The following is a 23,342-nucleotide window of genomic DNA, read 5'->3' as shown; positions in this document are numbered from 1 at the left end:
CAGCGAGCAGCGGCCTCCCGGTCGAGCCAGCCCTGGTCCGATTCCCGATGTCCTCTCATCGACACACTTTCGTGTGATGGCGCCTGCCTGGTCGTCATCGCAGCGACTCGACACGCCTGCTCGAAGGTTTCCCGGCTGACCCTGGGGGGCAACGCCATGAACCTGACCCTGCTCAAGGAATTCTTCGCCGGATTCCTGCGCACTCGCCACATCGCCCGGCACTTCCGCCGCCTGGCGCTGCTGGAAACCTTCACCGACACCACGGTCAGCCGTGAAGTACCGCCGACGCTGGCGCAAACCCTGGTGAGCGCCGCCAACAGCGACACCGGCCAATTGCTGGACAAGCTCGGCACGCACACCGATGGCCTGAGCGAAGAGGAAGCCGACACCCTGCGTGAGCGTTTCGGCCTCAACGAGGTCGAGCATGAACAGCCACTGCCGTGGTGGATCCACCTGTGGCACTGCTACAAGAACCCGTTCAACCTGTTGCTGACGTTGCTCGCGGTCATCTCCTGGCTGACCGAGGACATGAAAGCCGCCATCGTGATTTTTTCCATGGTGGTGCTCTCGACGTTGCTGCGGTTCTGGCAGGAAACCAAGTCCAACCAGGCCGCCGACGCGTTGAAGGCGATGGTGAGCAACACCGCGACAGTCCTGCGCCGTGACGCACTGCGCATCGAGTTACCGATCAAACAGTTGGTGCCGGGCGACCTGATCGTGCTCTCGGCCGGCGACATGATTCCCGCCGATTGCCGGGTGCTCAGCGCCAAGGACCTGTTCGTCAGTCAGGCGGCGATGACCGGCGAATCGATGCCGGTGGAAAAATTTCCGCGCCAGCAAGACAACGACACCAGCAATCCACTGGACCTCGACAACATCCTGTTCATGGGCACCAACGTGGTGTCCGGCACGGCGATGGCGGTGATCCTCACCACCGGCAACGACACGTATTTCGGTGCCCTGGCGCAACGCGTCGGTGCCACTGATCGTGCGCCGACGTCGTTCCAGACCGGGGTCAACAAAGTCAGCTGGCTGCTGATTCGCTTCATGTTCGTGATGGCGCCGCTGGTGCTGTTCATCAATGGTTTCACCAAGGGCGACTGGACCCAGGCGCTGCTGTTCGCGTTGTCGATTGCCGTGGGTCTGACCCCGGAAATGCTGCCCATGATCGTCACCTCGACGTTGGCCAAAGGCGCGGTATTCCTGTCGCGTAAAAAAGTTATCGTCAAACGCCTGGATGCGATCCAGAACTTCGGCGCCATGGACGTGCTGTGCACCGACAAGACCGGCACCCTGACTCAGGACAAAATCTTCCTGGCCCGTAACGTCGACGTGTGGGGCAACGACTCCGACGACGTGCTGGAAATGGCCTACCTCAACAGTTACTACCAGACCGGCCTGAAAAACCTGCTGGACGTGGCCGTGCTGGAACACGTGGAAATCCACCGTGAACTCAAGGTCGGCACCGCGTTTCGCAAGATCGACGAGATCCCGTTCGATTTCACCCGCCGGCGCATGTCGGTGGTGGTCGCCGAGCGCGAGCATGCTCATCTGCTGATCTGCAAAGGCGCAGTGGAGGAAGTGCTGGCGGTGTGCACGCGAGTGCGTCACGGCGTGGTTGATGAAGCGTTGAGCGATGAACTGCTGGCGCGGATTCGCCAGGTGACCGCCACGTTCAACGCCGAAGGCCTGCGAGTCGTCGCGGTGGCTGCGCGGCCAATGATCGAAGGCCGCGACACGTACAGCCTGGCCGATGAGCAGGAGCTGACGCTGATCGGTTACGTGGCGTTCCTCGATCCCCCCAAGGAAAGCACCGCGCCGGCCCTCAAAGCGCTGGCGGCTCACGGTGTGGCGGTGAAAGTGCTGACCGGTGACAACGAACTGGTCACCGCGAAAATCTGCCGCGAAGTCGGTCTGGAGCAGCAGGGCCTGCTGATGGGCAACGACATCGAACGCATGAGCGACGCCCAGTTGGCCGTGGCGGTGGAGACCACCAACGTCTTCGCCAAACTCACGCCGTCGCACAAGGAGCGCATCGTGCGCTTGCTCAAGGGCAACGGCCACGTGGTCGGGTTCATGGGCGACGGCATCAACGACGCTCCGGCCCTGCGCACCGCCGACATCGGTATTTCGGTGGACAGCGCCGTCGACATCGCCAAGGAGGCGGCCGACATCATCTTGCTGGAAAAAAGCCTGATGGTGCTGGAGGAGGGCGTGCTGGAAGGGCGCCGCACATTCGCCAACATGCTCAAGTACATCAAGATGACCGCCAGTTCGAATTTCGGCAACGTGTTCTCGGTGCTGGTGGCCAGCGCGTTCATCCCGTTCCTGCCGATGCTGCCGATGCACCTGCTGGTGCAAAACCTGCTCTACGACATTTCGCAGATCGCCATCCCGTTCGATAACGTCGATGAAGAAATGCTCAAGCAACCACAGCGCTGGCAACCGGCGGATGTCGGGCGCTTCATGCTGTTCTTCGGGCCGATCAGCTCGATCTTCGACATCACCACGTTTGCCCTGATGTGGTACGTGTTCGACGCCAATACCCCGGACCACCAGACCTTGTTCCAGTCCGGCTGGTTCGTGGTCGGGCTGCTGACCCAGACACTGATCGTGCACATGATCCGCACCCCGAAAATCCCGTTCCTGCAAAGCCGCGCGGCGATGCCGTTGATGGTGATGACCGGGATCATCATGGCGGTCGGTATTTTCCTGCCGATGGGGCCTCTGGCGCACTACTTCAAACTGCAGGCCCTGCCATCGATGTACTTCGTGTTTCTGCCGGTGATTCTGCTGGCGTACATGGCGCTGACGCAGGCGGTGAAAGGGTTCTACATCCGCCGGTTTGGCTGGCAGTGAAGCGTCCGGTTGCGACGTCATCCAAATGAGGCGAGGGGGCACGGATCCAGCCGTGAACCCTCATCACTATCAGAAAGGGTGAATCAGCATTTAGGAAAAGTCCTACATAAACCGGTACCAAGCTTCCGTAGCCTTGCGCCACACTTTGGTCACCCTGCGGGCCCCGGAATGACGAGCAAAGCATTACGAATCCTGATTGCCGACGAGCAGCACTTCCACCGGATGAAGGTCGAGCGCCTGTTTAACCAGTTGGGTTACTACCGGGTGGCACCGGTTCAACACCTCGAAGAGTTGTTGAACCTGGTCGAGTACGGTGGCGAGGCGATTGACGTGGTGGTCATCAATGCCGCTCTGGCTGCTGGATCTTTGGACCTGCGCGGGTTTTTCCTCGATAACCCCCAGGTTCGTCACAGCCTGATTTTCAACGACGATCACACGCCGATGTCAGTCGGCGAGGCACCCATGATTCAGGTGAGCCCAGCGCTACTTCCCGACCTGGCGTGCATCCAGCGCTTGATGTCGACTGTCGATCCGTTGGTGCGTAAGGGGCATGATCTGGCCGGGCGCTATCAGCAAAAAACGGGTTGAGCCGAAGCAGCCGTCCGTCGGAACTGTCATTTCTGACAGGTAGTTTTCACCCCCTCACCATGTAAGAGTTTTCGCGCAGTTGCTGCGTGGACTCCAGCCTTTTCGGGCGGCATTCGTGGCGTCATCGTCGATTTTTTGCACAGGGAGTTTTCATGAAGTCAGTGCTGATTGTGGACGATCATCCGGTGGTTCGCGCCGCAGTCAAACTGGTCCTTGAGCGGGAGCGTTTCAGACGGATCCATGAAGCATCCAATGTGGGTGAAGCGTCGGCGATTCTCCGCGAACACGCTATTGAACTGGTGATTCTGGATCTGGTGATGCCTGGCGGTAACGGGCTGGATGTGCTGGAACGCATCAGAACCAGCCACTTGTCGTGTGTGGTGCTGGTGTTCACATCCCTTGACCCGTTGTTTTTTCAGGAGCGTTGCATGCGTTCCGGCGCCTTGGCGTACGTCTCCAAGACCAACGATCTGGGTCAATTGCACAAGGCCATACACGCGCTGATGGCCGGCTACACCTATTTCGCACGACTGCCCAGCTTATCCCTGGACGCGCTGCAGCAAAGCGAAAAACAAATGATCGACAAACTTTCCAACCGCGAACTGACCATCCTCCAATACCTGGCCCGAGGTACCGCAAACAAGGCCATCGCCGAGGCGATGCACTTGAGCCACAAGACAGTCAGCACCTACAAGACCCGTTTGATCTTGAAACTGGGCGTGCAGTCGGCCGTGCACCTGCGCGACTTCGCCATCCGCAACCACTTGATTTGAAGGCGCCTGAACGTGCGTATCCTGTTGTGCGCAATGTTGTTGTGTCTGGCGCCGCCGGCGCTGTCGAGCCTGTCTGGGGAGGCGAAGTCCTTGGACCTGCTGGGGCGTTCCACGGTGGAGGGTTACGAGGTCCATCTGAATGAAAAGGACTGGCAATGGCTACGCAACAAGGAAGTCTTGCGCCTCGGGGTGAGTGGCGCGGACTATCCGCCCTTCGAAGTGACGCGCAGCGAGGCGGAGCTGGAAGGCATCACCGCCGATTACGCTCATCTGATCGCGCAATTATTGAAAGTCCGGGTTGAAGTGCAGCGGTATGACACACGGGACGCGGCCATGGAGGCTCTGAAAGACGGCGCGCTTGATCTTTTGGGGACCTCGAACAGTTTCGAAGCGGCCGACCCTGAGTTGGTTCTGTCCAGGCCCTACGCTGAAGATCAACCCATGCTGGTCACCCGCCTGGACGAGCGCATGCCCGAGGATCTGACGGGTAAACGCATCGCCATGGTCGATGACTATCTGCCGGCGCGGACAGTCGCAGCGTTTTATCCCGGGGCCAGCCTGCAGCGTTATCCCTCGGCACTCGATGCGCTGGGAGCGGTGGCATACGGGCAAGATGACGTGTACCTCGGGGACCTCATCAGCGCCAATTACCTGATCAACAACAACTACCTCAATAACGTTCAGTTGATGGGGCCGTCCGGTCTCGACGCTAACCCGTTCGGCTTTGCCCTGTCGCGGAGCAACGTGGCGCTCAAGGGCATCGTCGACAAGGCATTGGCGGCAATCCCCATGGAGCAGCGTGCAACCATCGACCTGCGCTGGAGCGCCGGCAGGGTCAACAGGCTGGGGCAGTCGCGCGTCAATCTGAGCGCCAGTGAACAAGAGTGGCTGGATCGTCATCCACAGGTGAAGGTCGGGGTGGTAGAGAACTTTGCGCCGTTGACCTTCTTCAATGCCGAAGGGCAATTCAGCGGCTTGACCGCACAATTGTTGACGCTGATCAGCCAGCGCAGCGGCTTGAACTTCAGCGTGATACGGGGCCGGACCCTGGACCAACAGATTGAGCGACTCAGGGCCGGGGAGATCGACGTCATCCCCGCCATCATCCCGGCGACCGAAGGTGTAGCCGATCTGCACTTTACCAGCCCCTACGTGACCAATCCGTACACACTGGTCAGTGCCAACACCCTCGATAGCCCAAAGACGCTGGACGAGCTGAGCGGGAAACGCCTGGCGATTTATCGCAGCCACCCGGTGCGTGCGTTCATTCTGGCGCGGGTGCCGGGCGTGCGGATGGTGGATGTCGATAACCCGGCCCAAGGCCTGGAATTGGTCATGAGCGGACAGGCCGATGCGGCCGTCAGCTCATTGTTCATGACCCGTTACCTGATTGCCCGGTATTACCCGGGACGTTTGCGGATTCGCAGTACCGTGGGCGATGAACCCGCTCGCATCGCCATGGCGTCTGGCAGTGGTGCGCTGGAGTTGCATTCAATTTTGAACAAAGCGTTGTTGAGCATTTCGCCCGAAGAAATGGACGGTCTGGTCGTGCGTTGGGGCAATGATGTGGTTGAGGATGACAATTATTGGCGGCGTTATCGTCCCACCATTCTTCGGGCGTTCGCCGCAGCTGCCGCATTGCTCACGCTGGCCCTGAGCTGGATCGCCTGGCAGCGCCGGCAGATCCGCCAGCGCCAGCAATGGTTACAGCAATTGCAGGACGCCAAAGACACTGCCGACGATGCCAATCGTGCGAAAACCACGTTCCTGGCGACCATGAGCCACGAAATCCGTACACCGATGAATGCCCTGATCGGCATGCTCGAATTGGCCGGAATGCGCGCGAAAGAGGGCGTCGCCGACCGCTCCGCGCTTGAGGTAGCGTCTACGGCTGCGCAGCAGTTGCTGGCACTGATCGGCGATATCCTCGATATCGCCCGCATCGAATCCGGACATTTATCCCTGACACCCGAACGGGTCAATTTGCATGCGCTGGTGGCCTCGGTGTGCCGGGTGTTCGAAGGCCTGGCGCGGGAAAAAGGCCTGGCATGGCGGGTCGACCTGGACGAGCGCAGTGACCGTGACGTGATGATTGATCCCACGCGTTTCAAGCAGGTGCTGTCCAATCTGTTGAGCAATGCAATCAAGTTTACCCAGGCCGGTGAAGTGACCCTGACACTGCGGGTGGTGCCGGGGATTTCAGGTCATCTGGCCGTGGCGGTGCACATCGAAGACAGCGGCATCGGCATCAGCGCCGTTGATCAACAGCGGTTGTTCAGCCCGTTCGTCCAGGCCGGCAACAATCAACAGTCGGGGCGCAAAGGCTCCGGACTGGGGCTGGTGATCAGCCGCACCCTGTGCGAAATGATGGGCGGACGGCTGGCGCTCGACAGCGTCCTGGGGCAGGGCACTCAAGCGGACATCAGTCTGTCCTTGGTGGCGTTGAAAGCTTTGCCAGCCGCTGACGCGATGGACAACGGATTGGCGCTATCCACCCGGTCCCTGACGATTTTGGTGGCCGATGATTATCCGCCCAATCGCTTGTTGCTGACACGCCAGCTGAGCTATCTGGGGCACCAGGTCGTGGAGGCCGAGGATGGTGAGCAAGGGTTTGAGTTGTGGCACGCCCATGAGTTCGACGTGGTCATCAGCGACTGCTACATGCCCCGGTTCAGTGGCTTTGAGTTGGCGGGCGCGATTCGTGATCAAGAGCGCGCCTATGGATTGCCGCCCACGCTGATTCTGGGGTTTACCGCCAACGCGCAACCTGAGGAAAGGATTCGGTGCCTGGAAGCGGGCATGGACGACTGCCTGTTCAAACCCATTCTGCTGGCGGATTTGAGTGCCTGGCTGGCCTTGCGATTTGGCAGTGAGCCGCCGGCACCGGTCGACACGCAAGCAAGCCTCGAGATGGACTTGACCGGCCTGGAGCCATACGTCGGCGACGACCGGACGCTGATCAATCAGTTGCTGCGCGAACTGGCCAAGGCCAACCACGAAGACCTCAATCATCTGCTGCAAGCCCACGCGGGCGACGATCACCCGCGTCTTCAGGAGCTGGCGCACCGTATCAAGGGCAGTGCGCGGATGGTCCGCGCGCAGCGTTTGATCGAATGCTGTGAGCAACTAGAGCGCGCTTGCTTGGAGGGGCGTGCGGCGACGATCGATAAAGCCGTCGATCAGTTGCAACAGGCCATGACCCGACTGGATCAAACCCTCTCACGGGGCTGACGCTTAATCCCACTGCGGCGCGATGCCTTTAGGGCTGGTCAACCGCTGGCCGCGATCAAGGTCGGCGATCAACGCCATGTCGGCGTCGCTCAAGGTCAGGTCGCAGGCTTTCAGGTTGCTTTGCAGGTTGGTGCGTTGGGTCGAGGAAGGGATCACCGCGTAACCCGACTGCATGGCCCACGCCAGCGTGACTTGCGCCGGGGTGGCCTGAAGGCGCTCGGCGATCTGCTGGATGATCGGGTCCTTGAGCACTTCGCCATAAGCCAGGGTCATGTAGGACGTGATCTGGATGCCCTGGGTCTGAGCGAATTCGACGACTTTGCGATTTTGCAGGTACGGGTGCAGTTCGATCTGGTTGGTGGCGATGTGCTCGGCACCGACGGCGGCGATGGCCTGTTTCATCAGGTCGACAGTGAAGTTGGAGACGCCGATCTGCCGGGTCAGGCCCAGCTGTTTGGCTTCAAGCAGGGCACCCATGAATTCCTCGACCGGCACCTGGTCCTCGGGGGAAGGCCAGTGAATCAGCGTCAGGTCGAGGTAGTCGGTTTGCAGTTTGCGCAGGCTCTCTTTGAGGCTGTCGATCAACCGGTCCCTGGCGAAGTTGGCGACCCAGATTTTGCTGGTAATGAACAACTCGTCACGGGGGATACCGCTGCTGGCGATGGCGTGGCCGACCTCGGCTTCGTTTTCGTAGATCTGCGCGGTGTCGATGACCCGGTAGCCCAGTTCCAGGCCAGTGCTCACCGAATCGATGACCACCTGGCCTTGCAGGCGAAACGTACCGAGACCGAAGGCGGGAATAGACATGTGTGACTCCAAAGATTGCAGTGGGAATGAGCGGGAGTATCCCCGCCGCGATCCTTGGGAAAAACCGCTGGATGGGCAAAGCACTGTTTACCGGAAGTCATGAATGCAAAGTGTGATGGTGTTTGTGCCGGCCCCTTCGCGAGCAGGCTCGCTCCCACATTGGATGTATGTACGGCACAACCCCCCTGTGGGAGCGAGCCTGCTCGCGAAGGCCGCGACTCGGTCTAGCCCCTTAACCGCGAGCCTCAAGAATCATGCAAGTCGTCGACCCCGTCGCATACAACCGTCCATCCACATCATAAATCCGCCCCTCGGCCAGCGCAGTCGACCGCCCCAAATGAACAATCTTGCCCTCGGCCCGCACCGGTCCGCTGGCGCCGGTCAGTGCACGCACATAGCTGATGCGCAGATCCAGCGTCGTATACCCCTGTCCCTTCTTCAGCTGTGTATGAATCGCACAGCCCATGCACGAATCCAGCAACGTCGCCGCATACCCGCCATGCACACTGCCCAACGGGTTGTAGTGCCGTGCGTCCGGGGTGCCTTGAAAGATAAACAGCCCGGCGGACCACTCGATGGGGATGAAATCCATCAGCGCGCCAATCGGTGGTGAAGGCAGTTCACCGTTGCCGATGCCTTCAAAGAACTCGGTGGGTGACAGCGCGATGACGTCGGCCATGGGCAGGCTGCCGGGGCCGGCGAGGCGGGCGCGCATGGCCTGTTCCTGGGCGATCCATTGAGCGAGCGTGGCTTCGCGGGTAGGGCTTTGCATGGTCATGTCCTCGGGCTGAGCGGATATTATGGTTGTAATCCAGACCGATATTATGTCCGAAATAAAAACTCCGCCAGCCCCGCGTGTCGCGGCACCTCAAGCGATGTCAGCGTGGTTGAACTCCTCGCCCAGGAAGTCGATCAACGTGCGCACCGATGGCAGCAGTCCACGACGCGATGGAAAGATGGCATGGATGACGCCGCTTTTCGGTGCCCAACCCGGCACCAGATCCACCAGCCGGCCGGCCGCAAGGTCATCGCGCACCACGACGCTCGGCAGGTGCGCGATGCCAATCCCCGCCACCACCGCGTGACGCAAGGCGAGCAGGTCATCGGTGACCATGCGTGGCGTATGCCGAATCAACGCGCTGGCGCCGTCGGCACCGAACAATTCCCACTGGTATTCACGCTGCGCGGCCCCCCAATGCAGGCTCGGCAAACCGCTCAGGTCGGCGGGGGAGGCGGGGGACGACAGGCGTTCGGCCCAAGCCGGGCTGCCCACCACGCACTGGGTGCTGTTGCCCAGCACCTTCATCACCATGTCGGTGTTTTCCAGTGGCGGAAAGCGCACGCGCAGGGCGATGTCGAACCCTTCGTGAATCAGGTCGACCCGGCGATTGGTGCTCTCGATAAATAACTCCACCAACGGGTATTTGAGCATGTAGCGCGTCAGCATCGGCCCGACCCACGAGTTGAGCAGCGCCGTCGGACAACTGATGCGCACCAGGCCTTGAGGCTCGGAGCGATTACGTTCGATCAGCTCGGCGGCGCTTTCAGCTTCCACGCGCATGGCCAGGCAACGCTGGTAATAGGCCTGGCCGATTTCCGTCAATGAACAATGCCGGCTGGTGCGATGCAGCAGGCGGACACCGAGGCGTTCTTCCAGCTCGGCGATGCGTCGGCTGAGCTTCGATTTAGGCATGTCCAGCGCCCGCCCAGCCGGGGCGAAACCGCCGTGTTCCACCACTTGGGTGAAGTAGTAAAGGGTATTGAGGTCTTCCATCATCGTTCCCCAAATAGAACGCAAAGGCTGATTTTTGCAGTCTAGCGCACCAAAGGTTCGAGTTTTAAGCTTTGTCCATGGCTTCACTCACCTCATCAGGAGACACCATGAAAAACATCATCGGTATCTACACCAGTCCACGCACCCATTGGGTCGGTGACGGTTTTCCGGTTCGCACGCTGTTTTCCTACGACACCTTGGGCAAGCACATCAGCCCGTTCCTGTTGCTGGATCATGCGGCTCCGGCCGAGTTCACCCCGACAACTGAACGACGTGGCGTTGGTCAGCATCCGCACCGTGGTTTCGAAACCGTGACTATCGTTTACAAGGGCGAACTGGAACACCGTGACTCCACTGGTAGCGGCGGCACGATCGGCCCTGGCGATGTGCAATGGATGACTGCCGGTTCGGGGATTCTGCATGAGGAGTTTCACTCCGAAGGTTTCGCCAAGTCCGGCGGCACTCTGGAAATGGTTCAGCTGTGGGTCAACCTGCCGGCCAAGGACAAAATGGCCGATGCCGGCTACCAGACGATTCTCGATGGCGACATCCCGAACATCCCGCTCAAGGACCAGGCCGGCAGTTTGCGCTTGATCGCCGGTGAGTTTGACGGCCACACCGGCCCGGCTCGTACCTTTACCCCGATTGACGTCTGGGACCTGCGTATCAAGGGCGGCAAATTGCTGACTCTGGATCTGCACGAAGGTCGCAACACGGCATTGGTGGTATTGCGTGGCACGGTTCAGGTCAATGGCCTGGAGTCGGTGCGCGAAGGGCAGTTGGCCCTGTTCGATCGCAAGGGCGATCAGTTGACCCTTGAAGCCAGCGAAGACGCAGTGGTGCTGTTGCTCAGCGGCGAGCCGATCGACGAGCCGATTGTCGGTCACGGCCCGTTCGTGATGAACACCGAGCAAGAGATTCACCAGGCCTTCGCCGACTTCCAGTCCGGTCGCTTCGGCCGGATGCACGGTTAACCCGAAGTCCGTCAACAACCCGCTCTACACAGGATGCGTAGGCCGGTTCCCAGGCCAGGGATGGCTATTGCCTGAAAGAAAGAGGAGACGCACATGAATACCGTCAACGCGGCCAACTTCAATGGCCTGAAACCGACCATCGATCCCAACGACAGCGCGATGCTGTTGATCGACCACCAGAGCGGGCTGTTCCAGATCGTCAAGGACATGGACGTGCCACAACTGCGCGCCAACGCGATTGCCCTGGCCAAAGCCGCGACCCTGCTGAAGATGCCGGTCATTACCACCGCTTCCGTCCCGCAAGGACCGAACGGGCCGTTGATTCCGGAGATTCACGAAGCCGCTCCGCATGCCCAATACGTGGCACGCAAGGGCGAAATCAATGCCTGGGACAACGCCGAGTTTCACGCGGCAGTCAAAGCCACCGGCAAGAAAACCCTGGTCATCGCCGGCACGCTGACCAGCGTTTGCCTGGCGTTTCCGTCCATCGCGGCGGTGCATGAGGGCTACAAAGTGTTTGCGGTGGTCGACGCTTCCGGCAACCACTCGAAACTGGCCACTGATCTGACCATTGCCCGTTTGGCACAGGCCGGGGTGGTGCCGATCGACATCATGGCTACGCTCTCTGAACTGCAAGGTTCGTGGAACCGTCCGGATGCCGAGCAGTGGGCCGCGGTCTACGCCCAGGCCATGCCGCATTATCAATTGTTGATCGAAAGCTACCTCAAGGCTCAGCAAGTGGCGAATGAACACGAAGTGCTGGACTCCCAGCGCTAAACGACTCCCCCACGCCGATATTCACTCGGCATCGACAACACGCGAGGACTTCTGCAATGAGCACTTCCTACAAACGTCTCGACAAGGACAACGCTGCGGTGTTGATGGTTGATCACCAGGCGGGTCTGCTGTCTCTGGTGCGCGACATCGAACCGGACCGTTTCAAGAACAATGTGCTGGCCCTGGCCGACCTGGCCAAGTACTTCAAGTTGCCGACCATCCTCACCACCAGTTTCGAAAGCGGCCCCAACGGCCCGCTGGTGCCTGAGCTCAAAGCGCTGTTTCCGGATGCGCCGTACATCGCCCGCCCTGGCCAGATCAACGCCTGGGACAACGAAGACTTCGTCAAGGCGATCAAGGCGACCGGCAAGAAACAGCTGATCATCGCTGGCGTCGTGACGGAAGTCTGCGTGGCGTTCCCGGCACTCTCGGCGCTGGCCGAAGGCTTTGAAGTGTTCGTGGTGACTGACGCTTCCGGCACCTTCAACGAGCTGACCCGACAATCGGCCTGGGACCGCATGTCGGCCTCCGGCGCGCAGTTGATGACCTGGTTCGGCCTGGCCTGTGAACTGCATCGCGACTGGCGTAACGACGTGGAAGGGTTGGGCACCTTGTTCTCCAACCACATCCCGGACTATCGCAACCTGTTTACCAGCTACAACGCGCTGACCAACAGCAAGTAACCCGATTGGGTGCCATACACCAATCAAATGTGGGAGCGGGCTTGCTCGCGAAAGCGGTGTAACAGTCAACATAGTTGTTGAATGTTAGTCAGCCTTCGCGAGCAAGCCCGCTCCCACATTTGTTTTGCATCAAACCCTCCTACACTGTGCCCAATGTGTGAGATCTTCGCGCCATTGGCCTTCGTTGGAGTCGCTCGATGCTGTCTTTTTTCACCAATCATCCGTTGGTCTGCGCGCTGGTCCTGATCGTAGTCGATCTTGGACTGTGGCGTTTGATCAGCGCCAGTGGCAGTAACTGGAAACTCCTCGTCAGGCTGGTGATTTTCTCGTTGTTCAGCGTTCTGCTGTTCAACGAAGGCTTGAACCCGCTCGAGATAGCCCCTTGGCCTGAGAATGTGCCATTGCACTTGGCGGCCACCGGCTTGCAGATCGGTTGGTGGTTGTTCGGCGCGCGGACCCTGACGGTGCTGATCGGCGCGGTGATGATGCAGCGGGTCGGGCACACCGGGCGTTTGCTCCAGGATTTGCTCGGCGCGGTGATCTTTCTGATCGCAGTCATCGCAGCACTGGCGTACGTGCTCGACCTGCCCGTCAAAGGCGTGCTGGCCACCTCCGGCGCCTTGGCGATCATCGTCGGCCTGGCCTTGCAAAGCACCCTCAGCGACGTGTTCTCCGGCATCGTCCTCAACACCACCAAACCCTATCAACTGGATGACTGGATCTCCATCGACGGCACCGAAGGCCGGGTCACCGACATCGACTGGCGTGCCACGCGCATGCAAACCGCCCAGGGCAGCATGGCGGTGATCCCCAACTCACTGGCGGCCAAGGCCAAGATCATCAACTTCAGTCGGCCGAGCGACATTTTTGGCGTGTCGATCAGCCTGCAACTGAGCCCCCACGCGCGCCCGCAAACGGTGATCGACGCGCTGGAGCGGGCCATGCAGGGCTGCCGCCATTTGTTGCAAAAACCGGCACCGTGCGTCGCCCTCAAAGGCTCCAGCGCCGCAGGCGTGGAATATGAAATCAGTGGTTTTGTGGTCTCGATGGATCAGAAGCGCATGGTGCGCAACCTGCTGTTCGATCTGTCTTACCGGCATTTGCAGGCGGCGGGTGTCAGCCTGTTGTCGTCCGTCGAATCGAATCTGCCTGCCAGTCTGTCACGGCCACGAGCCTTGCTGGAAAGCTCGGCGATTTTCTCGACCCTGCGTCAGGATGAGAAAGAGACCTTCAGCCAGCACATGACCCTGCAAACCTTCCGTGCCGGGGACATGATCCTGCCGGCGGGGGAGGTCAGCGATCATTTGTTCATCATTGAATCCGGCGTGGTCTCGGTGGAATTGAGCCGAGCCGGGGTCAAGTTCGAGTCGGGACGCATGGGGCCGGGCGAGGTGATCGGCGAGGGCGGGATCTTGCAGGATACCGCGATGCCGGCCGACTTCATCGCCAAGACCGCTTGCAGCCTGTACCGGATCGAGAAGGACTACCTCAAGCCGTGCCTGGATGCGCGGCATGACATTGGCGAGTCGATGAAGGCGCTGCTGGATTTCCGCTTGAACAAGGCGCAGACGTTGACCCAGGAAGTACCGAAGGTGGTGGCGCGGAAGGGGTTTTTGCAGTGGTTGCGTAATAGGGCTTAGCGGTTTGGGGTGAGTGGCCTCCTCGACTTCTGGAATATTGGCTATTTGTCCGAAGGGCCGGCGGGATTAACTTAGCTCCACCCCTACTTGCTACCGGAGCCAACCATGAAACCTCGTATCGATTTCTACACCGCTTCCCCTGACGCGCTCAAAGCCATGATCGCCCTGGAAACCGCGGTGTCGAAGCTGCCGCTGGAAAAGAACCTGATCGAACTGGTCAAGCTGCGCACCTCGCAAATCAACGGCTGCGCCTTCTGCCTCGACATGCACAGCGCCGATGCCCGCAAGGGCGGTGAAGACGAGCGCCGTCTGGCGACGCTGTCGGCCTGGCGCGAAACGCCGTTCTTCACCCCGCGTGAACGTGCGGCACTGGCCTGGACCGAATCCCTGACGCTGGTGAGCCAGACTCACGTGCCGGATGAAGACTACGAGCTGGCCACCTCCGAGTTCAGCGCGAAAGAAATGGTCGACCTGACCGTGGCCATTACCACCATCAACGCCTGGAACCGTCTGGCGATTGGTTTCCGTAAAATGCCTCAAGCCTGATCAGTGAGCGTCCGCTGACGGCGCGGCCGGTGGTTGCACCTTGCGCATCAAGGGCACCATCGCCGTGGCGATGATGAAGCAGACCATGATCATCAAGAACGCGTCGCCATAGGTTTGTGTCTGGGCTTCGCGGTAGGTCAACAGCCAGAGCTGATGCAGGCTGGCGGTGACGCCATTGTCACCGGCCTGGCCGAGGGCGGCGAAGTTGTTGCCGACCTGCGACAGCCACTGGTTCAGCGCCTCGTTGGTGCTGTTCAGGTGTTCCGCCAACCGGGTGAAATGCAGGTTGGTGCGGTCGTTGAGGATGGTCGCACAGGCGGCGATGCCGATGGCACCGCCCAGGTTGCGCATAAGGTTGAACAACCCCGACGCATGTTTGAGCCGTGCCGGCGCCAGACCACCTAAGGTCAGTGTCACGGCCGGTGGCACCGCCAGTTGCTGGGCAATCCCGCGCAACGCCTGCGGCAGCATCAGTTCCTTGGCCCCCCAGTCATGGGTGATCGGGCTGAAATCCCACATCGACAACGCGAACAGCCCCAGGCCGGTCATCATGATCCAGCGCAGATCTACGCGGTTGGCCAGAAAGGCATACAGCGGAATCGCCATGATCTGGAACACCCCGGTGGAGAAAACCGCCAAACCAATGTCCAGCGCGCCGTAGCCACGCACCCGGCCGAGAAACAGCGGCGTCAGGTAAATGGTGGCGAACAGGCCGATGCCGGTGACGAACGAGAAGAAGCAGCCGAGGGCGAAGTTGCGGTCTTTCAAGGCGCGCAAATCGACGATCGGGTTCGCCACATGCAAGGTCCGGCCGATGAAGGCCAGCCCGGCGAGGCCGCTGATCCATGCGGTGGTGAGGATGGTGCTGTCGCTGAACCAGTTCCAGCGCGGGCCTTCTTCGAGGGTGTATTCCAGGCAGCCGAGAAACAGCGCCATGAACACCATGCTCAGGTAGTCGGCGCCCTTGAGCAGCGACAATTCCGGCTGGTCGATTTTCACCAGCATCGGCACCGCCACGGCGACGAAAATCCCCGGCACCAGGTTGATGTAGAACAGCCAGTGCCAGGACGAAATGTCGGTAATCCAGCCACCAATCACCGGCCCCAGCGTCGGTGCCAGCGAAGCCACCGCGCCGATGGTAGCGGCGGCAATCACCCGTTGTTTGCCGGTGAAGAAAAAGAACGCCGTGGTGAACACCAGCGGGATCATCGAACCGCCGAGAAAGCCTTGCAGTGCGCGGAAGGCGATCATGCTCTGGATGTTCCAGGCCGCGCCGCACAACAGGCTGGCGAGGGTGAATCCCACCGCCGAAGCGCAGAACAACCAACGGGTCGAAAACACCCGCGACAGCCAGCCTGAAAGCGGAATCACGATGATTTCGGCAATCAGGTAGCTGGTCTGCACCCATGCCGTTTCGTCGGTGCCGGCCGAGAGCCCGCCGCCAATGTCACGCAACGAGGCCGAAACGATCTGGATATCCAGCAGCGCAATGAACATGCCGATACACATGCTGGCGAAGGCGAACACCTTGGTCGCCGTCGCCATGTTGGCGGGGTTGAACGGTTGCGCAGGGGCGGCGAGGGCGCGGCTCATGGTGCGCTGGCCACGGCAGGGGTGTCAGCTTCTTTGCGGGTATCGACTTCAGCCGTGACCGACAGGCCCGGACGCAAGTGACCGAGCACACCGTCGGCCGGATCGAGGATGACGCGTACCGGCACTCGCTGGACGATCTTGGTGAAGTTGCCCGTGGCGTTTTCCGGTGGCAACACGCTGAACTGCGAGCCGCTGGCCGGCGCGAGGCTGCCCAGATGTCCGTGGAATTCCTGCCCTGAAAGTACGTCCGCATGGATGACCACGCGTTGCCCCGGAATCATCCGCGCCAGCTGATCTTCCTTGAAGTTGGCATCCACCCACAAACCACTCGACGGCACCACCGACAGCAACTGCGAACCGGCCTGCGCATACGCGCCGACCCGCGCCCGGCGATTGCCGATCACGCCGTCCACCGGGGCCTTGAGTTCGGTGTAACCGACATTCAATTGCGCCAAATCCCGTTCGGCCCGAGCCTGCATCAGCGCGGCGCGGGCTTGCTGTTTCTGGGTGTCGATCACGTTCAACTGACGTTGTGCGGCCAGCAATTCGGCCTGGGCTCGGGAGCTGATCGCCTGAGCGGTCTTGAACGTCGCGTCAGCGCGCTGAGCGCTTTCCACCGAGACCGCGTTGGTGCTCACCAGTTTTTTGTAGCGGGCATTGTCGTCCCGCGAACGTGAAGTTTCCGCACCTGCGGCATCGATCCCGGCACGGGCCTGGCCGATCACTGCGTACTGCAATTGTTCGGTAGCGTCGAGGTTCGCCAGCAGCGCCTCTTCAGCCGCCACCGCACCTTCGGCCTTGGCCAGGTTGGCGCGGTAATCGCGGGAGTCGAGGCGAATCAGCACATCGCCGGCCTTGACGGCCTGGTTGTCGGTCACCAGCACCTCTTCGATGTACCCGGCGACTTTCGGGCCGATCACCGTGACGTCGCCGCCGATGTAGGCATCGTCGGTTTCTTCGATGAAACGACCGGCAGTCCACCAGTGGGAGGCATACAGCCCGCCCGCAACCAGGGCAGCGACAACCGCTGTCAGCAGGATCAACCGTTTGAGCAGGGGTGGCTTGGGTGTGCTCACCGGGACAGCTTGGTCGGTTTCAAGGCTGGGCATGCTGGTCATGGGGTTTACCTGTAGGAAGCGGGTTTTTATTACGTAGGTAATATGACGTATGTAATATTTGGTGGCAAATGATTTTTGCTGCCGGTCGTCAGGTGATGGTTCGGTTGTAAAGAGGGGGGAACCGCTTTGTGATCCGGCTTGGTCGACATCTGGTGGCGTGGATACGACCAGATGTTTTTTTCTATCACTCTCTTGTCGTCTTTCTATTTATGTTCTGACTCTGCGGCCGTTAACCTTTTAGGGCGCGCAATAGCCTGTCGGTGCGTCTCTAGGAAATTCCCTACAAGCTAGGGGGCTACTTCCTACGGCGAGTGTTCTACTTTTTAACCAGTATTCAGCGCTTCTCAAAGGTAGAAGAGCGATTGACCCAAAATGGATTACCCGAGGGTTTTGGTGCTGGATGACTACGCGTTTACGCGCAGTATTCACGTAATGATGCTCCGGCGATTGGGCGTAACAGATATTTTTCAAGCCTCGGATACCCGGCAGGCATTGCGAGAGTTACAGGCTTCAGGTGGCGTTGACATCGTATTGTGTGACCTGGTTGGCAGAGACCTTGATCATCTGGAGTTTCTTCAACAGGCGGCCAGGGCAGGATTGGTCCGGGCCGTCGCGCTGTGCAGTACCCTGGAGCCCGCGGTGAGTCGTGCACTGGAGAGAACCGCGCTGTTGGTTGGCTTGGAGTTGCTCGGGGTAATGAGTCAACCCATGCGGATGCGACCCTTGCATCGGATGATTCAGCAGTACCGGCAACGCCGGGGTGAATCCAAGGTACAGCCCGAAATATTGAAACAGGCAACGTGTGCCAACGATATCCGCAGGGGATTGGCGCAAGGTGAATTTCAGGCCTGGTTTCAGCCCAAACTCGCTTTGCGCGAGGGCACCTTGACCGGCGTCGAAGCACTGGTTCGTTGGGAGCACCCGACGCGGGGTTTATTGTTGCCTCGTGACTTTCTGACTGAGGTGCTGGCGAACAATCTGATTCACCAAATGTTCGAGCAGGTTCTGGTGCAGGGCCTGACCTTTTTAAGGGACATGCGCAGGCAAAACATCAATATCGAGATTGCCTTCAATTTGCATGCCTCTCAGATGGCTTCGGATGATTTCGCCGATTACATACAGGGCGCCCTGAAACGATATGAACTTCCAGGCTCGTTATTGATTTTCGAGGTGGCGGAAAGCGGTTTGCTTGATCTCGAGCCGAAGGTCCGGGACAACCTTTTGCGCTTGCGTATGCTGGGTTGTGGCCTGGCAATCGACGATTTTGGTTTGGGGTTTTCTTCGTTGCAACTGCTTTGTCGTCTCCCGTTCAGCCAGATAAAACTTGATAAGAAATTTGTAAATACACTCCATCATCCCATCAGTAAAACCATGGTGGTCAGCACGCTGGCGCTGGCTCAATCACTAAACATGAGCCTCGTTATCGAAGGCATCGGCAGCGAATGGGTTCGGGAATCGTTAGTGCAAATGGGGTGTAAAGAAGGGCAAGGTTTTTTTCTGGGACGTCCGATGTGTGCAAAAGAGCTTCAGCACTGGCTGCGCGAAAGGAACCCGTAGATGGCTTCCAGCAAAAACGTCATGGTCGCCATGCACTAATGCCGAGCCGACCGAGGAAATGTCGGTTTCTGTCTTGGGAGTAAAAAGGAACTCAAATGTTAAAAGCAATCGTTGTAGATGATCATCCATTCATACGTTCGTCGGTCAAAATGCTGTTGGCGAATGAAAATTTTGAAATCGTAGCGGAAACCGATAACGGTGCCGATGCCGTTCAACTGGTCATTGCCCATAGGCCTGACATGCTTGTACTGGATATCACTATTCCGAAGCTTGACGGTCTGGAAGCTATTCGGCGTATTCGGGCGTTGGATATCCCGACCAAGATCCTCGTGTTGACCTCTTTGTCTGCAAAATTTTATTCCATGAGATGCATGAGTGCAGGTGCGGCCGGGTATATCTCCAAAACCGATGGTCTGGATGAACTGGCCAGAGGCGTCAAGGTCATCATGTCGGGTTACAGCTATTTTCCAGACATCCAGGCTCAATCTGTTCGCCGCAGCGATGGAAGCGCAACGGATGACGAGCTGATTCGTTCGCTCTCGAATAGAGAACTGGCGATTCTCAAACAACTGGCGAACGGGCTCAGTAATAAAGAAATTGGTGACCTCATGCTCTTGAGTAACAAGACCGTTAGTACCTACAAGGCACGGTTGATTGAGAAGCTCAATGTGACGTCGGTTGTTTATCTCGCCGACTTCGCCAAACGCAACGATCTGCTTTAAATGATGAAGTATCTTCAGATCTGTCTGTCGCTGGTCGTGTTGGTTCTTGCTACTCACTTCAGTTCCCCGGTTGAGGCCGAGCCGAAAACGCTTGGTCTGTTGGGGCGATCGAACGTCAACGGTGGTTATCACGTAACGCTTGATGAGCGGGATTGGCGTTGGTTGCGCTCCAAGAGTGTTTTGCTATTGGGGGCCTCCACTCCCGATTACGCATCCTTCGATATGACGATCAACCATGATCAGATGGAAGGGGTGACGATTGACTATGCGCAGTTGATTGGCGAGCTTCTGGGACTCAAAGTTGAAATTCGCCGCTATGACAGTCGCGGTGAGGTTGTAGAAGCGGTCAGAAAAGGGGACGTGGATTTTGTCGGGACGGCCAATGAGTTCGAGTCGCAGTTTCCGAACCTGGTGCTCAGCCATCCCTATGCCAATGACAAGCCCACATTAATCACCCGCAAGGGTGACGGCGGTGATTTGCCGGTTGACCTGAACGGCAAGACTATTGCCATGCTTTACCACTACATTTCCCCTGATGCCGTACGCGCTTTTTACCCTAAAGCCACCCTGCAACTTTACCCCTCCATGCTGAGCGCCATTGGTGCCGTAGCGTTTGGGCAGGCGGATGTTTATCTTGGTGATTCTGTCAGCGCCAATTACCTGATTAATAACAACTTTATAAATAATGTCGAGTTGGCGGACTTCTCGCGCATGGAAGTTCGCGACTTCAGTTTCGTCATGAACAGCGACAACCAAACCCTGATTCGTGTCGTCAATGCGGCCATTGCAGCGATTCCAGTGAGTGCGCGCATGGAAATCATGAACCGCTGGGGGGCGGGCGGGGAGAACATACCCGGCAAGCGGCGCCTGAATTTCAGTAGCAGCGAACAACGCTGGCTGGATGAGCATCCGAGTGTCCGGGTCAATGTAGTGGGTGGCTATCCGCCTTTGTCTTTTGTTAACAAAAATGGCGAGTTCGTAGGCATTGCCAATGATGTGTTGAGCAAAGTTTCGCTTCGCACAGGGTTGAAGTTTGATGTTCAGATAGTGCCGTCGGTTTCTGCGATGGTAGAGGCTGTCGGCAACAGTGATTCTGACTTCCTGGCAACACTCACTCCGAGTCCGGTGCGTGAGCGTGTGCTGCATTTCACACGACCTTACCTGGCTTCGCCTTATGTGCTGATAGCCAAGGCAGAGGCCGATATTCCATTTGCACTCGAGCAACTGGCAGGTAAGCGGTTGGTGCTGACTCGCAACAATAATATGCACGAATGGCTGACGAGCAACTATCCAAACATCCGCTTGGTGGAAGCTGACGACTCAGAACACGCTATGAGTATGGTCCTCAGCGGGGAAGTTGACGCGATGGTCGGTACGCTTATCCTCAGCAGTCACATGATCAATCATCGCTTTGAGGGAAAGTTGCGCGTGGTCAGCACCGTCGGTAACGACTTCGCGCAGATGGCCTTCGCGACAAGTCGTGGGGCGTTGGAGCTCCATTCCATTCTCGACAAGGCACTGTTGAGTATTCCACCCGAGGAAATGGATGAAATCAGGAATCGCTGGCGTAACGACGTGATGGTCGAAGACAGCTATTGGGCGCGCAATAGAACGTTTATCGTCGAAGTGGTTTCCGGGTTTTTGGTGCTGTTGGCGCTGGCGCTGGTATGGATCGCCTACATGAAGGTGGCGTTGCGCAGGCGCGATGAGGCTGAGCGTGCACTCAATGAGCAACTGGAGTTTATGCGGGTCTTGATTGATGGCACCCCCCATCCGATTTACATCCGCGACCGCAATGGAATTTTGCTGATCTGCAACTCCAGTTACCTCAAGGTCTTTGGGGTAGACCGCGAGGAGGTGATTGGAAAGGGCAAAGTGAAGTTGCTCCACCCCGAGGACGCGAGCCGTTACGAGGAGGAGTTTCAGCGGATCACCAGTACCGGCATGCCTATGGTTGAAGACCGTGTAATCAGGTTGCTGGATGACCGTGAACTGCAGATTTATCACTGGATGCTGCCGTACCGAGACAGTAATGGCGAAGTGGGCGGCGTGATTGCCGGATGGATCGACATCAGCGAACGCCAGGCGCTTGTCGAGCAGTTGCGTGAAGCAAAGCTGGTCGCCGACGAGGCCAAGGAACATGCCGATGATGCCAACCGGGCCAAAAGTCTGTTCTTGGCCACCATGAGTCATGAAATCCGCACGCCCATGAATGCGGTCATCGGCATGCTCGAGATAGCGATGAAAAAGGCTGATCAAGGCGTCACGGATCGGTTTGCCATTGAGGTTGCGTCTGGCGCGGCTCATGGCCTGCTGGACCTGATCGGCGATATTCTGGACATTGCCCGAATCGAGTCCGGACGTTTGTCTCTGTCGCCAGAGAGGGCCAATTTGCGTGAGCTGCTTGAGTCGGTATTGCGGGTATTCGAAGGTGTTGCCCGACAAAAACGTCTGAGCCTGATACTGGATCTGGACTTCCAGATGCCAAGTGATGTGCTTGTTGACCCTTTACGCTTCAAACAGATTGTTTCCAACCTGTTGAGTAACGCGATCAAGTTCACCCAGGACGGCCAGGTGCGATTGAGCCTGCAAGCCCGCCCCGCGAAAAATTCGCAGTTCATGGCCGTCGCCCTTGTCATTGAGGACACCGGTATTGGCATTTCGGATGAAGATCAGCAGAACTTGTTCAGCCCGTTTACCCAGGCCAGCAATAACACCCAGTGCGCGCGCAGTGGTTCAGGGTTGGGGTTGGTGATCAGTCGCACGCTGTGCGAAATGATGGGCGGGCGTTTGCTCATGAGCAGCGTTTTCGGCAAGGGAACAAAGGTTGAAGTCCATCTGAATTTGCCGGCGCTGGAGCCCCTGGCTGAATTGCCCGGGATGATGCCGTTCGATGTTGCCCTGCAACATCATGTGCTGAATGTGCTGGTCATTGACGACTATCCCGCCAATCGTCTGTTGTTGTCTCAGCAGCTAAGCCACCTCGGACACCGGGTGAGCGATGCCGAGGACGGCGCGCGAGGGCTGCAAGCCTGGCGCAGTCAGTGGTTCGATGTGGTGATCACCGACTGCAACATGCCAATGATGAATGGCTACGAGTTGACTCAGGTCATCCGTGAAGAGGAGCGTACCCAAGGTCGCGCACCGTGTTTGGTCCTGGGGTATACAGCAAACGCCCAGCAGGAAGAGCGGGTCCGTTGCATCGAAGCAGGCATGGACGATTGTCTGTTCAAGCCCATCGGGCTTGAGGAATTGAAGGCGTGCCTGGAGGCTGTAGCGCCCATGGACCGAGGTGAGGAGCAGACCTCGGTGCACGGCAGCAATGAGATTGACCTGAGCAGCCTTGAGCAACTGACTCGGGGCGACAAAGCGTCGATCAACAGCCTGATTGGTGATCTGTCCACGGCGAATGAAGAAGACATGGCGCGGTTGATTCAGTTGTTCACCAAGCATGACTTGAATGCATTGTCGGGCCTGGCTCACCGGGTGAAGGGGGGCGCGCGCATCATCCGGGCCCATCGACTGATTCAGTGCTGTGAGCAGCTTGAAGTAGTCTGCACGGGCCGGGACACTTCCCGATTGGCCGAGGCGGTAGATGAGCTGCAGCGGGAGATGGAGCAATTGGCCGAAAAACTGGACCTCTACGTGGCTTAAACGTAGAGGCTGGCGGGGCAGTCTGTATGAAATCGCTGGCTGAGGA

The 23,342-nt window shown here is 58.7% G+C and carries 17 protein-coding genes; 12 read left to right on the top strand and 5 right to left on the bottom strand.

Translation table 11 applies throughout. From position 1 onward, the window contains the following. The first annotated feature begins 156 nt into the window (after positions 1–156). The 4 genes from mgtA to ACWKV5_RS25240 all read left to right on the top strand — a co-directional run bounded on the left by mgtA (position 157) and on the right by ACWKV5_RS25240 (position 7,451). Entirely contained in the window at positions 157–2,859 is a 2,703-nt protein-coding gene (mgtA, locus tag ACWKV5_RS25255) for a magnesium-translocating P-type ATPase (protein WP_483843472.1), read from the top strand. A 168-nt stretch (positions 2,860–3,027) separates the two neighbouring features. Beyond that, on the top strand, positions 3,028–3,447 hold the full coding sequence (locus ACWKV5_RS25250) for a response regulator (protein ID WP_483843471.1): 420 nt from the start codon (positions 3,028–3,030) through the stop codon (positions 3,445–3,447). 152 nt (positions 3,448–3,599) lie between these two features. Continuing rightward, positions 3,600–4,220, top strand: a complete 621-nt coding sequence (locus tag ACWKV5_RS25245; protein WP_483843470.1) for a response regulator — start codon at positions 3,600–3,602, stop codon at positions 4,218–4,220. 12 nt (positions 4,221–4,232) lie between these two features. Beyond that, the gene (locus ACWKV5_RS25240; RefSeq protein ID WP_483843469.1) at positions 4,233–7,451 is read left to right on the top strand and encodes a transporter substrate-binding domain-containing protein; all 3,219 of its coding nucleotides are present in this window, start codon (positions 4,233–4,235) and stop codon (positions 7,449–7,451) included. A gap of 3 nt (positions 7,452–7,454) precedes the next feature. Here the strand turns inward: ACWKV5_RS25240 and dkgB are convergent, their stop codons facing one another. From dkgB to ACWKV5_RS25225, 3 genes are all read right to left on the bottom strand, one after another. Beyond that, positions 7,455–8,258 carry a 2,5-didehydrogluconate reductase DkgB gene (gene dkgB / locus ACWKV5_RS25235; RefSeq protein ID WP_483843468.1) on the bottom strand — a complete coding sequence of 268 codons (804 nt, stop codon included), beginning with the start codon at positions 8,256–8,258 and terminating at the stop codon, positions 7,455–7,457. A gap of 232 nt (positions 8,259–8,490) precedes the next feature. Then, on the bottom strand, positions 8,491–9,030 hold the full coding sequence (locus tag ACWKV5_RS25230; RefSeq protein WP_483843467.1) for a PaaI family thioesterase: 540 nt from the start codon (positions 9,028–9,030) through the stop codon (positions 8,491–8,493). Between the two features lie 96 nt (positions 9,031–9,126). Next, positions 9,127–10,032 (bottom strand): LysR substrate-binding domain-containing protein, encoded by a 906-nt coding sequence (locus ACWKV5_RS25225; protein WP_483843466.1) that lies wholly within the window; start codon positions 10,030–10,032, stop codon positions 9,127–9,129. Between the two features lie 107 nt (positions 10,033–10,139). Between ACWKV5_RS25225 and ACWKV5_RS25220 the strand changes: the two genes are divergently transcribed. The 5 genes from ACWKV5_RS25220 to ACWKV5_RS25200 all read left to right on the top strand — a co-directional run bounded on the left by ACWKV5_RS25220 (position 10,140) and on the right by ACWKV5_RS25200 (position 14,652). Further along, positions 10,140–11,006: a pirin family protein gene (locus ACWKV5_RS25220; protein ID WP_483843465.1), complete on the top strand. Its 867-nt coding sequence runs from the start codon at positions 10,140–10,142 to the stop codon at positions 11,004–11,006. Positions 11,007–11,099: 93 nt separating this feature from the next. Beyond that, positions 11,100–11,783: an isochorismatase family protein gene (locus ACWKV5_RS25215; RefSeq protein ID WP_483843464.1), complete on the top strand. Its 684-nt coding sequence runs from the start codon at positions 11,100–11,102 to the stop codon at positions 11,781–11,783. Between the two features lie 56 nt (positions 11,784–11,839). Next, positions 11,840–12,466, top strand: a complete 627-nt coding sequence (ycaC, locus tag ACWKV5_RS25210) for an isochorismate family cysteine hydrolase YcaC (protein ID WP_483843463.1) — start codon at positions 11,840–11,842, stop codon at positions 12,464–12,466. A 197-nt stretch (positions 12,467–12,663) separates the two neighbouring features. Next, positions 12,664–14,106 (top strand): mechanosensitive ion channel domain-containing protein, encoded by a 1,443-nt coding sequence (locus ACWKV5_RS25205; RefSeq protein WP_483843462.1) that lies wholly within the window; start codon positions 12,664–12,666, stop codon positions 14,104–14,106. A 105-nt stretch (positions 14,107–14,211) separates the two neighbouring features. Continuing rightward, complete coding sequence (locus ACWKV5_RS25200) at positions 14,212–14,652, top strand: carboxymuconolactone decarboxylase family protein (protein WP_483843461.1); 441 nt, start codon at positions 14,212–14,214, stop codon at positions 14,650–14,652. On the opposite strand, the gene ACWKV5_RS25195 is transcribed toward ACWKV5_RS25200, so the two are convergent. Both ACWKV5_RS25195 and ACWKV5_RS25190 read right to left on the bottom strand, forming a co-directional pair. Beyond that, complete coding sequence (locus ACWKV5_RS25195) at positions 14,653–16,245, bottom strand: DHA2 family efflux MFS transporter permease subunit (protein WP_483843460.1); 1,593 nt, start codon at positions 16,243–16,245, stop codon at positions 14,653–14,655. Then, entirely contained in the window at positions 16,242–17,363 is a 1,122-nt protein-coding gene (locus ACWKV5_RS25190) for an HlyD family secretion protein (protein ID WP_483843459.1), read from the bottom strand. Before ACWKV5_RS25190 ends, ACWKV5_RS25195 begins: the two co-directional genes overlap by 4 nt. A gap of 393 nt (positions 17,364–17,756) precedes the next feature. Here ACWKV5_RS25190 and ACWKV5_RS25185 point away from each other — a divergent pair, with 393 nt between their 5' ends. From ACWKV5_RS25185 to ACWKV5_RS25175, 3 genes are all read left to right on the top strand, one after another. Then, positions 17,757–18,920: an EAL domain-containing response regulator gene (locus tag ACWKV5_RS25185; RefSeq protein ID WP_483843458.1), complete on the top strand. Its 1,164-nt coding sequence runs from the start codon at positions 17,757–17,759 to the stop codon at positions 18,918–18,920. Between the two features lie 95 nt (positions 18,921–19,015). Continuing rightward, positions 19,016–19,642 (top strand): response regulator, encoded by a 627-nt coding sequence (locus tag ACWKV5_RS25180; RefSeq protein ID WP_483843457.1) that lies wholly within the window; start codon positions 19,016–19,018, stop codon positions 19,640–19,642. After that, positions 19,643–23,296, top strand: a complete 3,654-nt coding sequence (locus ACWKV5_RS25175) for a transporter substrate-binding domain-containing protein (RefSeq protein WP_483843456.1) — start codon at positions 19,643–19,645, stop codon at positions 23,294–23,296. Positions 23,297–23,342: the final 46 nt, after the last annotated feature.

The organism is Pseudomonas oplopanacis, from assembly GCF_057128725.1.
This window is presented reverse-complemented; position numbering and strand designations above follow the sequence as displayed.